The 17,592-nt window shown below is 26.8% G+C and carries 12 protein-coding genes; 5 read left to right on the top strand and 7 right to left on the bottom strand.

The annotated features are described in order from the left end of the window. Positions 1 to 7: 7 nt before the first annotated feature. Positions 8 to 562: a CPBP family intramembrane glutamic endopeptidase gene (locus tag BDU_RS02950; RefSeq protein WP_318250779.1), complete on the bottom strand. Its 555-nt coding sequence runs from the start codon at positions 560 to 562 to the stop codon at positions 8 to 10. A gap of 289 nt (positions 563 to 851) precedes the next feature. Between BDU_RS02950 and BDU_RS02945 the strand changes: the two genes are divergently transcribed. Together BDU_RS02945 and rsmA are read left to right on the top strand one after the other, a co-directional pair. Beyond that, positions 852 to 2,129 carry a ComEC/Rec2 family competence protein gene (locus BDU_RS02945; RefSeq protein ID WP_012538338.1) on the top strand — a complete coding sequence of 426 codons (1,278 nt, stop codon included), beginning with the start codon at positions 852 to 854 and terminating at the stop codon, positions 2,127 to 2,129. 30 nt (positions 2,130 to 2,159) lie between these two features. Beyond that, positions 2,160 to 2,984 (top strand): 16S rRNA (adenine(1518)-N(6)/adenine(1519)-N(6))-dimethyltransferase RsmA, encoded by an 825-nt coding sequence (gene rsmA, locus BDU_RS02940; protein WP_012538337.1) that lies wholly within the window; start codon positions 2,160 to 2,162, stop codon positions 2,982 to 2,984. Here rsmA and pta read toward each other — a convergent pair. Continuing rightward, positions 2,967 to 4,013 carry a phosphate acetyltransferase gene (pta, locus tag BDU_RS02935; RefSeq protein ID WP_041177727.1) on the bottom strand — a complete coding sequence of 349 codons (1,047 nt, stop codon included), beginning with the start codon at positions 4,011 to 4,013 and terminating at the stop codon, positions 2,967 to 2,969. The two genes, rsmA and pta, sit on opposite strands and share 18 nt — an antisense overlap. A 126-nt stretch (positions 4,014 to 4,139) precedes the next feature. On the opposite strand from pta, the gene metG reads away from it, so the two are divergent. Next, a complete protein-coding gene (gene metG / locus BDU_RS02930; protein ID WP_143705835.1) occupies positions 4,140 to 6,329 on the top strand; it encodes a methionine--tRNA ligase in 2,190 nt (729 codons plus the stop codon). A gap of 21 nt (positions 6,330 to 6,350) precedes the next feature. Then, positions 6,351 to 7,400, top strand: a complete 1,050-nt coding sequence (locus BDU_RS02925) for a lipid II:glycine glycyltransferase FemX (RefSeq protein WP_012538334.1) — start codon at positions 6,351 to 6,353, stop codon at positions 7,398 to 7,400. Here the strand turns inward: BDU_RS02925 and murD are convergent. Next, the gene (gene murD, locus BDU_RS02920; protein WP_012538333.1) at positions 7,397 to 8,752 is read right to left on the bottom strand and encodes a UDP-N-acetylmuramoyl-L-alanine--D-glutamate ligase; all 1,356 of its coding nucleotides are present in this window, start codon (positions 8,750 to 8,752) and stop codon (positions 7,397 to 7,399) included. The two genes, BDU_RS02925 and murD, sit on opposite strands and share 4 nt — an antisense overlap. A 24-nt stretch (positions 8,753 to 8,776) precedes the next feature. After that, a complete protein-coding gene (locus BDU_RS02915) occupies positions 8,777 to 10,120 on the bottom strand; it encodes an MATE family efflux transporter (RefSeq protein WP_012538332.1) in 1,344 nt (447 codons plus the stop codon). A gap of 476 nt (positions 10,121 to 10,596) precedes the next feature. On the opposite strand from BDU_RS02915, the gene BDU_RS02910 reads away from it, so the two are divergent. Beyond that, on the top strand, positions 10,597 to 11,403 hold the full coding sequence (locus tag BDU_RS02910) for a M15 family metallopeptidase (RefSeq protein ID WP_041177726.1): 807 nt from the start codon (positions 10,597 to 10,599) through the stop codon (positions 11,401 to 11,403). A 2-nt stretch (positions 11,404 to 11,405) separates the two neighbouring features. On the opposite strand, the gene recG is transcribed toward BDU_RS02910, so the two are convergent. The 3 genes from recG to dnaE are packed head-to-tail and all read right to left on the bottom strand — an operon-like array spanning position 11,406 to position 17,497. Continuing rightward, positions 11,406 to 13,469: an ATP-dependent DNA helicase RecG gene (gene recG, locus BDU_RS02905; protein WP_012538330.1), complete on the bottom strand. Its 2,064-nt coding sequence runs from the start codon at positions 13,467 to 13,469 to the stop codon at positions 11,406 to 11,408. A gap of 9 nt (positions 13,470 to 13,478) precedes the next feature. Further along, complete coding sequence (locus BDU_RS02900) at positions 13,479 to 14,051, bottom strand: YggT family protein (RefSeq protein ID WP_012538329.1); 573 nt, start codon at positions 14,049 to 14,051, stop codon at positions 13,479 to 13,481. A gap of 11 nt (positions 14,052 to 14,062) precedes the next feature. After that, the gene (gene dnaE, locus BDU_RS02895; protein ID WP_012538328.1) at positions 14,063 to 17,497 is read right to left on the bottom strand and encodes a DNA polymerase III subunit alpha; all 3,435 of its coding nucleotides are present in this window, start codon (positions 17,495 to 17,497) and stop codon (positions 14,063 to 14,065) included. Between the last annotated feature and the right edge of the window lie 95 nt (positions 17,498 to 17,592).

Here is a 17,592-nt window from a genome sequence, read left to right as displayed (position 1 = left end):
AACCTCCTTATAAAAGCTCCTTTGAGTAATTTGACAAAAAAAGTAAAAAACTAACAAAGACATTATAAAAACTATGAACAAAAATTGAATAATATACATTTTTATATCTCAAATACATACCAGCAAAAATTATCCCAAAGATCAAAGACATAAAAAACCCAATAAATCCATAATAAGAATGCCCATAAGCAAAAACAACACTACTAATCAAACTCGAAATGAATAAAGAAATTCCCATTTGTTTAAGTTTAGTAATAAAAAAAGATCTAAAAAACAACTCTTCAACTCCTCCTGTAAAAAGAGAAGTAACAACCATTAAAAGAAGTGATTGAGTACTCTTGATCTCCCAAATAAAACCAGAACTACCCATTTCCATCCAAGGTATCACGGACTCTGATGTAAAAAATAAAAAACACAGACATAAAATAATTAATACAAAAAAAATACAAACAAGCAACTTAACAAAAATTGCAAATGCTTGCCAAACGAAAACAAACTTAAATTTTGGAATACAAAATTCCTCCCTAAAATCATAAGAACTTGTTAACCTGGCAAAATGCACAATAAAAAGAATTTTAAAAAAACTATACAACCAATAAGAATAATGATTTTTATTAAAGTTCCAAAGGTCAACATTAACATTTTGAAAAGGGGAAATACGAGTCACTATAAAATAAGATAATAAGATTTCCAAAAAAGCATACTTTACAGGGTATTTATTCAACAATGTCATGATAAATTATAGATATATAAATACACGATTGTCAAACTTTATAATACTTAATACAAAAATGATCTAACATATTAATGATCTGATATATTTAAAACATACTTTCAAAAAGAGATTTCTAGTGATTTTTTTATTTATAATCAGTGCATTAAGTTTATCAATAAGATATTATCTAAAATTAAATTTAATATACTTAAATATAATTCTAATATTAATCTTTATAATCAAAAAAAATGCTCATCTCTCATTAACATTCATAATCAACACAAGTTTACTTATAATTTTTGAAATTAGTTTAATTTTTAATATACTTGAAAACAATTATTACCAAATAACAAACATCACTATCTATATCTCTAAATATAAAAATGTCAAAATTGAAGCAATAGATGGATTTGGACAAAATTACAAATTTATATTTAAAAATATTGAAAATGAATACAATATAGGAGATATCGTCAAAATTCAAAATAATAAAATTCAATGCATCAAAAAACCACTACTGGTAAAACTTAGAGAAAAATATAATAAACTCATCAATAAATTTTTAAATTCGATTAGTATTAAATATTCTCATTTTTTAAAAGCAATTCTTACAAATAATAAATCAGAAATAACAACATATGAAAAACATTTATTTCAAAAAGCAGGATTATCACATATACTAGTGATATCTGGTCTACATTTTTATTTGATTTACATTATTTTAAATTACTTACTAAGCATAATTATAAATTACAAACTAAAATATACAATCATAAGCATAATATTACTCAATTATTTAATCTTAACAGGCTTATCACCATCTGCATTAAGGGCATTTATAATGTTAAAAACTTTTATAATTTATAAATTAATATACGGAAAAATTAACTTATTTAGCACATTATCAATTAGTTTTATAATAAACGCCATCATTTTCCCATACACATTAAATTCAATAAGTTTTCAGTTATCTTATCTCTCAGTAATTGGAATATGCATTTCTATTGCACTTAATAAAAGATACAACTTAAATAAAATTATATACCCAATGCTTACAACTTTTTTAATTCAAATACTAACAGCTCCTATTCTTTATATAAATGATCTCAATATTCAACCAATATCAATACTATCAAATATAATAGTTACTCCTCTAATTTTAATATTTTTAATAATAACAATATTTAGTCTATTAACTTATGCAACTAGCACAAATCTATTTCTATTTTTTGATCTAATTAATAGTTATATATTCAGAACAATAAAAAACACAATCACTATTTTTAGCAAAGTTGAGGTAATTAACAATTCAAATATAGGCATATTTTTAATATTAAGCACTATGATACTATCTTACCTAATCTACAGGCTAGAACAAGAAAAATACTATAGAGAAAACATAAAAAACTCATGATAATAGCTATGTGATATTATTTTATTATCTATGAATATAAATTATAACAGCATAAACAGCATAAAGAATGTGTTAAAAAATAAAAATATAGCACCAAGAAAGATATGGGGACAAAATTATTTGATTAATGAAAACATAAGAGAAAAAATAATAGATGCACTTGACATTAAAAAAAATGAAAAAATTTGGGAAATTGGTCCAGGACTTGGAGCAATGACAGCGACCTTATTAAATAAAGCAAATTTTTTAACGGCATTCGAAATTGACCCTAAATATTCAGAAATCCTAAATGAAAAATTTGGTCAACTGAAAAATTTTAAACTAATTGAAGGTGACTTCTTAAAAACATATAAGCAAGAAAAAACAAGCATCAATAAAATAGTTTCAAATTTACCTTATAACATTGCATCAAAGGTAATATCAACTCTAATTGAAGATGAAATATTAACACACATGGTATTTACAGTACAAAAAGAACTAGCAGACAGAATGATTGCCAAAGAAGGAAACAAAAATTATTCATCATTTACAATATTAGTACAATCACATTTTAATGTAATTAAAATAATGGATATTGATAAAAAAAATTTTTATCCAATCCCTAAAGTTAAATCAACAACCATAAAATTAACTCCTTGTAAAGGAAACATTAAAAATTTTCAAATATTCAATAAATTAATCAGAACAGTCTTTACAAGTCGTAGAAAAAAACTTAAAAATACAATTATCAACTTTATTAAAAATGAAAACATTCTTAAAGAAGACTTTCTGAAAAACTTTTTAGATAAAAGACCTGAAGAAATCTCCGTTAAGGAATTCATTACAATTGCAAATAAATTAACTACATATCATTAAGGCACTTGTTAATACAATATCATTTACAGAACAACCTCTTGAGAGATCACTAACAGGATTCTTTAATCCTTGCAAAAAAGGACCGTATGCTCTAGCAAAAGCTAATCTCTCAACAAGTTTATATCCAATATTACCAGACTCTAAATTAGGAAAAATAAGAATATTTGAAATACCGGCAACCAGAGAATCACTACACTTCTTTTCTGCAATACTTTTAACTAAAGCTGCATCAACCTGAAGTTCTCCATCAATCAATAAGTCTGAACATTTGCTCCTAACAATATCTAAAGCATCTCTTACTTTTCTAACCTCTAAAGAATCAGCAGATCCTTTTGTAGAAAAGCTTAAAAGAGCCACCTTTGGCTCTTGATCAAAAATATTTCTAAATGAATTTGCACTATGCATTGCAATTTCTGCAAGTTGTATAGAATCAGGATTAATTATTACAGCACAATCAGCAAACATTAAAATCCCTTCATACCCAAAACAAGTTTCAGATTGAGCAAAAACATTCCGAGTATCCATAATCATAAAAGAAGACACAAATTTAGTTTCTCTAAGTCTAGGAAGTATCTTAAAAACGCTTTTTAAAACTTTAGCAGAAGAAGCTAAAGCACCACAAACACAAGTCTTAACATCACCAAGCCTAACCATCATCATAGAAAATACAATATCATCTAAAAGCTCTTCCTTAGCTTTACTAACATCTAATTTTTTATCATGGCACAAACTTAAGTATTCATCCAAATACCTATTAAAGTCTTTAAAAGAACTAGGATTTATAATTTTTATCATATCCAAAATATCATCTCCAAACCCCATAAGTTCTCTTAATTTCCCTAAAATAGTATCTCTAACTCCAATAAGTACTACAAATCCTGCAAGACCTTCTCTTAAAATATTAATAGTAGCTTTTAAAATTCTAATATCAGTGCTCTCAGGAAAAACAATACTAGCCTTATCCCCATGATCTATTACATTTTTTCTTGCTCTAGCATAAACATAATCCTTAAAATTAAAAAAGCCCATATATTCCACCAACCCCTCAAGCATAATTTATTAACAAAAGCATAAATTAATAAAAAACTAAACAAAATGATATGTTAATATTAAAATTATGGATATTATGAATATAATGTATCAAAAAAGGAAAAAATAAATCAAGTGAAAAAAAAGAACTTAATTACAGCAGCATTACCATATGTTAATAACATACCTCACCTTGGAAATTTAGTCCAAGTCTTATCTGCAGACGCTTTTGCAAGATATTCAAGAATGATGGGAATAGAAACACTTTATGTTTGTGGAACAGATGAATATGGCACAGCCACAGAAACTAAAGCCTTAATTGAAAAAACCACACCTGAAGAATTGTGCAACAAATATCATGCAATACACAAATCAATTTATGAATGGTTCAATATAAAATTTGATATTTTTGGACGCACAACTAATAAATATCATAAAGAAACAGTACAAGATTTATTCTTAAAGTTAGACAAAAATGGATATATTACAGAAAAAGAAAATGAACAATTTTTTTGTCAACAAGATAAAATGTTTTTAGCAGATCGATACGTAACAGGAGAATGTCCAAATTGTGGAAATAACACAAAAGGAGATCAGTGTGAAAATTGCTCTAATTTACTAGTTACAAATGAACTACTAAACCCAAGATGCATAATTTGTAAAAATATTCCTATTATAAAAAAAACTAAGCATTTATACATTGATCTACCAAAGATAAAAAATGAATTGGAACATTGGATACAACAAATTGACCAAAACACAAATTGGAACACCAATGCCATTAAAATAACAAATGCATTTTTAAGAGATGGACTTAAGGAACGAACAATAACAAGAGATTTAAAATGGGGAATACCTGTCCCTAAAAAAGAATATGAAAATAAAGTATTTTATGTATGGTTTGATGCCCCAATTGGATATATATCAATTACAAAAGAAATAATCAAAGATTGGGAATCTTGGTGGAAAAATAATGAAGATACAAATTTAATACAATTTATCGGAAAAGACAATATCTTATTTCATACTATTATGTTTCCTTCTATAGAACTTGGAAGTCAAGAAAATTGGACAATGTTAAATAAACTAGCTTCAAGCGAATATCTAAATTATGAAAACTTAAAATTTTCAAAATCTGCAGGAACTGGAATATTTGGAAACGATGTTATTACCACTGGAATACCTTCTGATGTTTGGAGATTTTATATATATTACAACAGACCTGAAAAAGCTGATTTTCAATTTATGTGGGATGACTTTATGGAAAGAATCAATAGCGAACTCATAGGAAATTTTTCAAACCTTATTAATAGAGTATTAACATTTTATAAAAAATTCTTTGGAGATAAAATTGACAAAATAGAACTAAATGAAAATTTTTGGCAAATAGTAAATATTAAATATGAGAGAACAATAAATTTTTTCAAACAAATAGAATTAAAAGCAGCTTTAAAAGAAATTCTTGATATCTCAAGAATAGGTAACAAAATATTTCAAGACAAAGAACCATGGAAAACAAAAAATAGTACGCCCCAAACAACAAAAGAATTACTCTTAAACCTGATATACTTAATAAGAGATCTCTCCATATTAATCTCACCATTCATGCCACATACAAGCGATAGAATAAGAAGTTTTTTTGGTAAAAGTTATGAAATATCCAATAAATTTTTAGGAACAAATTTAGGATTAACAACAATACAATCTACAGAAGTATTATTTACAAAAATAGAAAAACAACTAATTGATAGTTTAAAATTAAAATATTCGGGGAGAACAAACATGCAAGATGAACAAAATAAAAATTCAATAAATTTATTTAGCGAACAAATATGCTTAAAAACAGTAAAAATCAAAACAATAGACAGAAATCCAGATGCAGAAAAATTATTCATCTTAAAACTTGACGATGGAACTCCTGAAGGAAAACAAATTGTAAGTAGCATTGCAGATCACTACACAGAAGAAGAACTAATTGGAAAACACATAATAATAGTTGACAATTTAAAACCTGCAAAATTTAGAGGAATCAGATCTGAGGGAATGTTAATTGCAACTGAAGATGAAAATAAAAATTTTAAAATAATAATTGTAGAAGATTTTAAAGATAATCCCATCCCTGGAGAAAGAGTGATACTTGAAAGCGACACTGGAAAAGAATTAAAATCACCAACAAAAATTAACATAGATAAATTTCTCCAAGCCCAAATTGTGGCAGAAAATGGAGAACTGAAAATAAATGGCATTAACTTAATATTAGAACATTCTAAAGAAAAAGTACTCTCAAAAGAAATTCCCAATGGTAAGATATATTAAAACCCTAACTAAATAAAAACAATGGATACACAAAAAATAGAAATAGAAAACTTAAATGAAAATTATCTTCAAAGCAAGTTATGGGCAGTTGTAAAACAAAATTTCAGCAAACAAAGTGCATGGAAAGCCATAGCATTAAACAATAATCAATTTAACAAAATCCTTGTAATGCAAAGAAGGCTTTTTGGAAATTTTTATTTAAGTTATGTTGCTCATCCAGAATTTTCAAATAAAAGAATTGAAGATATTAATATAGATAAAATTAACAATCAAATAAAAAAATTTAGTGAAAATATAAGACAATACTTACATAAAAACACCATATTCGTACGATATGATTTAATGTTCTATACTTCAAGAAGTAGTAAAGACAAATATATTCCACTAAAAGTTAAATTTAAAAATCTCAAAAAATCATTTGATGATATACAACCATCAAATACAACAATACTAAATTTAAACGATTCAATAGATAATATTAAAGCTAAAATGAAAAAGAAAACAAGATACAATATAAATCTTAGCAACAAAAAAAATATTAAAGTGATAATAGATGATGATTTTAAATATTTTGATGAATTTTATGAACTTTATAAAGAAACAGCTCAAAGAGACAAATTTGCCATTCATTCAAAAGATTACATAAAACACCTAATAAAAGCCTTTAAAGAAGATAAACATTCAACAATAAAACTTATAATTGCATTACACAACGAAAAATTAATATCCGGCATTATTGTTGGTATATATAAAGACAAAGCCACATACCTATATGGTGCATCAAGTAATACAAATAGACATTTAATGCCAAATTATGCGGTACAATTCGAAACAATACAAATGCTTAAAAAACTCTCAATAACAGAATATGACTTTTTAGGAATTCCTCCAACTGCTGATACAAAACACCCTTTATTTGGACTATTTCAATTTAAAACCGGATTTGGAGGAACAATTATTCATAGAATTGGATGTTATGATTTTGTATACAAAAAATTTTTATATAATATTTATAATATTGTTGAAATATTAAGATATATTTATTACAAAGTCATAAAAAAAAGAATTTAGGTCATACTATTCACTAAATTTTTAAAACAAATTCCTCGATCAAACTCATTATGAAAAAGTTCAAAAGAGGCACTAGCTGGAGAAAATAAAACTATATCATTTATCATAGCTACTTCTTTAGCATAACAAACACATTCTTTTAAAGATGAAAAAATAAAATAATTAACATTTCTTGATTTTAAAAATTCAATAATTTTTACGGTAGCACTTCCCTGTAGCAAAATCCAAGTTTTTACAAAACTTAAAATATCATCAAAAATTTCAAAATTCAATTCTTTATCAGTTCCGCCAGTAATCAAATGGATTGATTCTCCATGGACCTTTAAACTCTTAATAGAAAAAACCGTAGAATCAGGAATTGTTGATGCCGTATCATTATAATACTTAACGCCATTAAATTCTTTTACAAATTCTAACCTATGTTCAATACCATCAAAAATAGACACAATCTCAGAAGAAATATTCAAATTTAAATGCAAATAATTTGCAACAAAAACAGTAATCATTTTAGAAATTAACAACACAATTTTCGATTCATTAAGAACACCTATCTCTCCATCATTCAAATATACTTTTCCATCTTTAAAATAAAAGATATCTTCTTTAAAATCTACGGGCATAATTTCTGAAAATAAAACAATCTTAAGATTATGTTTAAATCTAGAAAAGTAATTACAATAAGCTTGATCTTGCACAATTAAAATTCCAGAATTTTGATTTATAAAGATTTTTGCCTTATCTTCTATATAATCATCAAAATTTGAATAATAATTTTGATGATCACAATAAACATTTGTAATAATGCTAATCATAGGAGATAAACTCTTAATATCATGCAATTGCCAAGAAGATAGTTCCAAAATAATTGGCGATATTCCATCAAGTTCGTCCAAAAAATTTAAAGGAGATATTCCAATATTACCTCCAAGCTTAACATTAGGATAACTAGCAACTAAAACTCTATACAAAAGAGATGCTAGGGTTGATTTTCCCTTAGTTCCAGTAATAGCAATAATTGGATTTCGATTAAACATTAAAAACAAACTAATCTCACTCTCAATTCTTTTTGCAAGCTTTAAATACTGATTATCAAAGCTTACACCAGGATTTTTAATTACAACATCTGCTCTCTTAAAATCATCCTCATTATGATATCCTAAAACGTATCGAATTTTATTTTTAAACTGTTTTAAAGAATTAATACTTGGACTTAACTCAATTTCATTTCTTAAATCCGTAATTACTAAATTACCACCATGTTTTAACAAAAACTTTGCAACAGCTAGACCTCCTCCATGAAGCCCTAAACCCATAATTAAAAAATTTTTACCTTTAATCTCATTTAGACACACAACACAAATATTATAACAAAATAATTAACCTGTTCTAATAGACTTAATCCATTTAGTACTATAAAAATAAGGTAAAGAAATGCCAAATTTAATGACATCTTCAAGAGTTGGAATAAATACAACAAGTTCAAAAGGAGTTTGAGTATAATTTGCTAAAAAATATGCAATGGGAATTGTATAAATTAAAGTTACAGCACCCTCCATAACAGCCCCAAAATTTGGAGATGCACCTGCACGGAAAAACCCAAATAAATATTGAAATGCAAGTGATGTAAAAAAAGCTGAAATGGAATAATATCTTAACATAACCCCCGTAAGGCTAGCATACTCTAATTTATAAAAAACATAAGGAGCTATAAATGATAAAGTAAACATTATAATAGAAGTTAAGGCGGCCAAAGCAAGACCTATTTTACCCAAATATATTGCAACAGACATTATTTCATCCTTATCATTATTCATTTCATGTCCCATCACAATATTAACAGCAAAACAAAAAGCATGAACTATATTAAATCCAATAAAATAAGTAGAAAAAGTTATGCTATAAGCTGCATATTTAGCAGTATCAATTCTTGAAAAGATCGCACTTAAAACAAAATATCCTATATACCAAATAAAATCATTTAAAAAGATTGGAACAAAAACTTTAATTAACTCAGAAAATATTACAGGATTGATTTTTAAGTTTTCAAACTTAAGATAAAAATGTGAATTTACATTAAAAACAGTATAAAAAAGATAAAAAATAAGCTCAAGTAAACGAACCAATGTAGTTGCAATAGCAGCACCAATTACTCCCATATTCAAAACAAAAATAAACATATAATTAAAAACTATATTTACAATAACTGAAATAACAGAAGTAACAATCTGAATTTTAGTAACCTTAACAACTTTTAGAGAATTCGCAATAATTCCCTTAACAACGGCAAATATAAAAGAATAAACAGCAATATTCAGATAAGATACACCATAAGATACGGCTATTAAATCATCAGATAACAATCCAAGTAAAAAATATGAATAAAATAATGAAACTAATATAAATAAAAAAGAAAAAAATAAAAGTATTGCAATACTAATAAAAAATGTATTTTTAAAACTATCAATATCACCTTGCGAATATTGCCTTGTAGCCAATATATTATAAGCTCCCATTACAGCAAATGCAATAGTACTAAATAACTCAAACAATTTATTTGCAAGAGAAACACCAACAACAGGATAATCACCAAGGTAAGACACCATAATATTATCTGTAAATGCAACAATATTAAACAAAAAGAATTCAATGACTGTTGGAATTGCAATATTAAAAACATCTCGATAAACACTGCTTTTCTTGGATTTGCTTAATGAATGCATAACCTCCTCCTAAATATAAAAAAAGCAAATTTTCAAATTGTTAGGAAAAACAAACAAAACCAACTTAAAAAATATACTATAAAAAAATAACAAAAATACCTTTATTAAATAAGATCAACATGAATTTTAAATTCATATTACTCATATAATATCCTTAATTGCTATTATAATATATTTTTAAAATTAAAGCTGCTTCTTATAATGAATTCCCTTTAGCCAATTATCTTTTAAATACCCTAAAACAACAACTAACAAAAATGTTTCTGGCATTTTAACATATCTTTGTATCATTTACAGTAAATTTCACAATAATTATATTAATTACAATTTTTATACAATAACACCAAATCTTACTTAATTTAGCATTTATAAAAACAAAATTAAAAACTAAAACTAATACGTTATTCATCAATAACAAAAGCTCAACATAATATAACTATATGTTAAACTGGATAATGCAATATAATTATATATTAATGATATCTTTTAATATTTTTTCACTAATTTTTTTAGTTAGTAATTTAATTAATAACCCTTCTTTAGAAGCAAATACAATATCAAAACAAGATTTTCAAACTTTACTTAATATCATAAAAACTCTAGATCAAGTTCATCAAAAACAAATAAAAGAACAACCTATCTCATTTATTCAAGAACTAAAACCATTACTTGAAGCGGAAAAAAACAATTTACTAATACTTGTAAATAAAAAAATCCCTATTCCTAAAGGATATAACCCAACTGACTTGGTTTATTTAAAAAATTTCAAAGAACTTAAAAACATTGGCAAAGAAAACCTCAAATTAAGAAAAATATTAATAAATGACTTAATTGATCTTATAAATGCAGGCAAAAAAAATGGTTTACAAATAAAAATAATATCAGCATATAGAACAAAAGAATACCAAAATTTTTTATTCAAATATAATGTAAAAACATATGGCATAAAGTCAGCACAGATACAATCAGCAATTTCTAATCACTCACAACACCAATTAGGAACAACAATAGATTTTATCAATACAGATGATAACCTATTAAATACAAAAGAAGGAAAATGGCTTTATGAAAACTCATCAAAATATGGATTCTCATTATCATATCCAAAAAAACATGAAAAAGAAACTGGTTATAAAGCAGAACCTTGGCATTACATGTACATTGGAAAACAAGCATGTGCCCTACAAAAAAAATATTTTAATAATTTACAATATAAATTTCTTGAATTTTGGAATAATAACAAAAAAGAACTCTTAAAGTTAATTCAAAAATATAAAAATTAATATTAACTACCCTTAGAAACTGAACTTAAATATGATACTAAAAGGCTATCTAGCAACTTAACATCTGATTTATCATAAAAATCTCTATTTGAACAAAATATATCAAGTTCTGCTCTCATTAAACCTATAATTTCTTTATGCTCAACAAAATCAGATATCCTAAGATTGAAATAGCCACTCTGTTCAAGACCAAATAAATTTCCAGGCCCTCTTAATTTAAGATCTTCCTCTGCTATTTTAAATCCATCTGTATTTTCCTTTATAGTTTTAAGTCTAAATTTACCTGCTTCCGTTAAAGGTTCCTTATAAAGCAAAAAGAAAAAAGACTTTAAATTACTCCTACCAACACGTCCTCTAATTTGATGTAATGTAGAGAGTCCAAAACGTTCTGCATGTTCTACCACCATACAAGTTGCATTGGGACAATCAATACCAACTTCAATAACACTCGTTGCAACCAGGATATCAATTTTCTTTAAATAAAAATTATGCATAATTTCTTCCTTCACATAAGATTCAAGCTTAGAATGAATCATAGCAACAGAATATTCAACAAAAATATTTTGAAGATTTAAACACATACTAGTAGCATCCTTTAGATTAAACTTTTCTGAAGATGATATTAAAGGATATACAAAATAAACCTGATGTCCTTTTCCAAGTTCATTTTTTAAAAATTCATATACCTTTTCCTCATTGCCATGTTTTGCCAAATATGTAGTAACAGGTAGTCTACCCTCAGGACCCCTTTTAATTAAAGACACTTCAAGATCTCCAAAAAGGGTTAAAGCTAAGCTTCTAGGAATAGGCGTTGCTGACATTAAAAGAACATCAACTTCTTCACCTTTATTTCTAAGCTCTTCTCTTTGTTCAACTCCAAACTTATGCTGTTCATCAATAATGACATAAGCCAAATTTTTAAACTTTGTCCCTTGAGAAAAAATAGCATGAGTCCCAATTACCAAACTACAAATTCCACTTTGAATCTTTTCTAAAACCTCATCTCTATCTTTTTTTTTCAAACTTCCAGTCAAAAGAACCACAGAAATATCAAAATCTTTTAATATATTTGTCAAACTATTATAATGTTGACGTGCTAATAGATCAGTAGGCACCATAAATGCAACTTGATATCCAGCTTCAATTAAAGGAATACTAGATAGAAAAGCAACAAGGGTTTTACCACTTCCAACATCACCCTGTAAGAGTCTATTCATTGGTTTGTTATTTTTAAGATCATTAATTATTTCAGTAATTGCAATTTTTTGATCCCTTGTAAGTTCAAATGAAAGTTTTGAAATAATTTGTTTTAACAAATCATTAGATAAATTTTTTTCTGCTCTTAAGAAAACCCTATAACTCTTACCCCTTGAAAAAAATTGAAGTAAAAAAATCTCTCTATAAACTAAAGTTTTTTTTGCTCTCCTAAGCATTTCAAGAGAACTTGGAAAATGAATCTCATTTAAAGCTTCATGCAAAGACAATAATGAATATTTATTTATCAAAAATTTAGGAATATCTGATTGTCCAAATTTTACAAAATACGCAAGAGCACCTTTCACATAAGAAGATATTTTTTTAGAACTAAGTCCCTCACTAAGAGAATAAACAGGCATAATTTTTTTAAATTTTACAGGATTATAACTAAATATCTCACTATCAAAATTAGAACAACTCCACATCTTAGTATAATCGTTATAACTAAACCTAGCATAAATATAAAACTTTTGACCTATCTTAAAAATTCGCTCTAAAAAACTCCTATTAAACAAAAGAATTTCAAATAACTCACTATTTTCACTCCTACCTATAATCTTTAAATTTCTCTTAAAAGTATTTCCAAAATCTCTATGTTCTATAACAGTAAAAATCGTCATAAGTTCACAAATTCTAACTTGTAATGGATCTGGAAATGCTGCCATATTTTTACGATCTTCATATTTTTTTGGATAATATTCTATTAGCTCTTTAACATTTGTAATTCTAATATTATTTAATCTATCAATTCCCCTACTGCCAAGACCATTAATGCCTTGTAAGCCATACTGAAATTCATGCAAAAACACAAAAAATCCCTAAAAAGGCAAATAAAAGCTTAAAATATTAATAGCCATTATAGCTTGCTCAAAAATAATTATAAATGCTAACAATAATGATGCTGCTACAATTAAACTAACGGCATAAGACATATGCTTATCTGTAACTATATTTTTTATCTTAAAAGATAACGGCACTAACAAAAAATCAACACTTTTCATAAAATCAGTACCATCAAATAAATGTAAAAACAGAAATACCACTCTTAAAACAAAGAAAAAAATAAGAGCAAAAAAAATACTTCTAAGTATTCCCCAAGCTTCCATAATAAATAATACTATAAACGTAGAAAGCTTATAATTACCATAAGATAACATTCTCTCGGTTATCGTAATAGTAATTAAAGCCGCAATTGGTGAGAAATCATAAATACCAAATCTAAAAAATCTAATGCTTCTAAAAACAGATAAAAATGGCTCTGTTACATTATATATAAATTTAAAAAATGCATTAGAACTAATTCCTGAGGATACCAACCAACTAAGAAGAATTCTAATTAAAATTAAAATTCTATAAATGTTCAAAAATACAATTAAAGTCTCTGTTATCACAACTAATCCTCCTAATCAAACCAAATATCCTCCACTATTTTATGGTCTCTTAATTCATTAATTTTAAACTCATCAGGTTTAAAATTTAGAATTAAATCCATTTTAAGTTTTAAATCTCTACCATTATTTTTTAAATAAAGATAAACATATGAAAATCCCGTATCATCCTCAAGATCGAAGATTTTATTTTTTAAAGAAGTCAGAAGATTAGAATCATTTAATCCATTATTAGTAAATTTAATATGAAGATTATTAATTTTATTAATTGAAATTTCTTTTATAGTTAGAATTTTTTCAACTATTATGGAAAATTTATCTCTACTAAATGTAAGCTTCCCTATAACACCAATTACATCATCTTCAATTAACAAATGTTTATATCGATCATAACTCTCAGGAAAAACCACAATTTCGATTGAACCTTCAAAATTTTCAACAATTCCAAAAGCCATCCTAGCATTATTTTTCTTCAGATGAACAACTCTTATGAAGTTTAAACTACCTGCAAATTTAACAACAGTATTTCTCCTAGATGCAAGATCTTTTACAACATTAAAGTTTGTAAAAAATTCCAATTCTGATTTATAAGGATCAAGAGGATGTCCAGACACATAAAACCCTAAAAGCTCCTTTTCAAACCCTAAAAGCTCAAGATAAGAATATTCCTCAAATAAATTATAATTAAAAGTCTCTTCCAGAATATTTTGAGAAGCAAATAAACTATTTTGTCCCTGTTTTTTTGCATTCTTATTTTCTAATACAAAAGCTATTAATTTATCAAGATTTTCAATAAGTGTTCTTCTATTTTGTCCAAGACTATCAAAAAGACCAGACTTTATTGAAGCCTCAAGAAATTTTTTATTTATAACTTTTTCATCTACCCTTTTAATAAAATCTTCAAAAGATTTATATTCTCCATTCTCTTGCCTCTCATTCAGTATAAGATCAACCATTAGTTCACCAATATTTTTAATTCCATTAAGACCATAAGAAATATCAGAACCAACGACACGAAAATCTTTAAAAGATTGATTTATATCAGGTCTTAAAACATTAATTCCCATCGATTTTGTTTCTTCAATATAGTAAGACAACTTTTCAGTATTATTAATTTCATTTGTCAAGTTAGCAGCCATAAAACTTGCAGGATAATTAGCTTTAAGATATGCTGTTTGATAAGCTATTAAAGAATAAGCAGCTGCATGTGATTTATTAAAACCATAACCAGCAAAAGGCTTCAAAAGTTCAAATATATCACTTGCAAGAGTTTCATCATAACCTTTCTCAAGAGCACCTTTTATAAAGTCAACTTTCATCCTATTCATTTCATCTTCTTTCTTTTTTCCCATTGCCCGTCTTAAAATATCTGCTTTTCCAAGAGAAAATCCACCAATAATTTTTGCAACTTCCATAACTTGTTCTTGATAAACAATAACACCATAAGTTGGTTTTAAAACCTCTGTTAAATCTGGATGAGGATATTTAATGCGCTTAGCCCCCGTCTTAGCAGCAACAAATTGTGGTATAAATTGCATAGGGCCTGGACGATAAAGTGCATTTAAAGCAATTAAATCTTCAATATTATCGGGTTTTGAATCTTTCAAAATTTGTTGCATACCTTCAGATTCAAACTGAAAAACAGAAGTACTACGCCCTTCAGAAAGCATTTTAAACGTCTTAGCATCACTATCAGAAATAGTAGCAATACTAAAATCAGGATCAGTAATTTTAATAAGTTTCTCTGCATTTTTTATTAAAGTTAATGTCTTAAGTCCAAGAAAATCCATCTTTACAAGACCACAATCCTCTAATAAATCCATAGTATACTGTGTAGAGACTGTATCTTGCTTATAATCCTTATAAAGAGGAACATAATCTGTTAAAGAAGTTCTAGCAATCACAATACCTGCTGCATGTGTTGATGCATGTCTATTCATGCCTTCAAGAACAAGAGCTGCTTCCATTAACTCATTATAAACAGGCCCCTTATTTAAATATTCTTTCAATGCCTTATCTTTCAAAACTTCTCTCAAGGAAACTTTTGGACCATCGGGAATAAGTTTAGTAATCTCATTAGATTGAACAAAAGGAATATCTAAAACCCTACCCACATCCTTAAATACAGCCTTGGGTTTTAGAGTTCCAAAAGTAATTATCTGTGCAACCTTATCTTCTCCATACTTTTTTGTAACATACTTTATAACCTCATCTCTACCTTCAAAGCAAAAATCAATATCAAAATCAGGCATAGAAACACGTTCAGGATTTAAAAATCTCTCAAAGAGCAAATTATATTTTAAAGGATCAACATCAGTAATACGTAAAGCATATGCAACAATAGAACCCGCTCCAGAACCACGACCAGGACCAACAGGAATATCATTATCATGAGCAAACTTAATAAAATCCCACACAATTAAAAAATATGCCTCAAATCCCATATTAATAATTGTGGAAAGCTCATAAAAAGCACGCTCCTTAATATTATCGGTTATGTTTGCATATCTAAATTTTAAACCTTCAAGTGTTAAATGTTCTAAATATTGACCCTGAGTATCAAATTCCTCGGGTATATGATATTCAGGAAAAATAGGACCTGGAAATTTAATTTCAAAATCATTACATTTCTCAGCAATCTTTAGCGTATTTGCCAAAGCTTCTGGTAAATCTTTAAAAAGCTCACACATCTCTTCTGGAGACTTAAGATAAAATTCATCCGTTTCCATTTTAAATCTGCCAGAATCGCTTCTCTTAGCACCAGTACCAATACAAACAATAATATCTTGAGCCGTAGCATCCTCTTTATTGACATAATGAGAATCATTAGACACACTCAACTGAACATCAAGTTCTTTAGAATAAGCTATTAATTTTTCATTAACTATATCTTGTTGTTTAATTCCATGACGTTGCAATTCAAGATAAAAATCATCTCCAAAAGTATTTTTAAACCAAAGAATCTCATTCTTTGCATCATCAAATCTATTTGAAAGAATCAACTGAGGAATAATGCCTCCAATACATGCAGACATACAAATAAGCCCTTCTGAATACTTTGCAAGATCATCTCTATCCATCCTAGGCCTATAATAAAATCCCTCAAGATAAGAAACACTTGTAAGTTTCAATAAATTCTTATATCCTTGCTCATTCTTTGCAAGAAGAATTAAATGATAATACGGTTTTCCAAATTCATCATTCTTCTTTATATGTTTTAAAGTATTTGACATATAGGCTTCAATGCCAACTATGGGCTTAATACCTGCTTTTTTTGCCTCTCTATAAAACTTAATAGCACCAAAAAGATTGCCATGATCAGTCAACGCAATATGAGACATATTGTACTCTTTAGCCTTTGACACAATATCTACAATCTTAGCAGCTCCATCTAAGAGTGAAAAATCTGAATGCACATGCAAATGAACAAACTTAGCTTTTAAATTCATACTTATCTTACCAAAATAAAACTCGACCTTTTAATAGCAAATACCTTAAACTAAAGTAAAATAATTAAATGAAAAATCTTTAAACTACTTATAAA

The sequence above is a fragment of the Borrelia duttonii Ly genome, from assembly GCF_000019685.1.
Lineage (GTDB): Bacteria > Spirochaetota > Spirochaetia > Borreliales > Borreliaceae > Borrelia > Borrelia duttonii.
The sequence above is the reverse complement of the archived record's forward strand: the minus strand, read 5'-3'. Positions and strand labels throughout refer to the sequence as shown.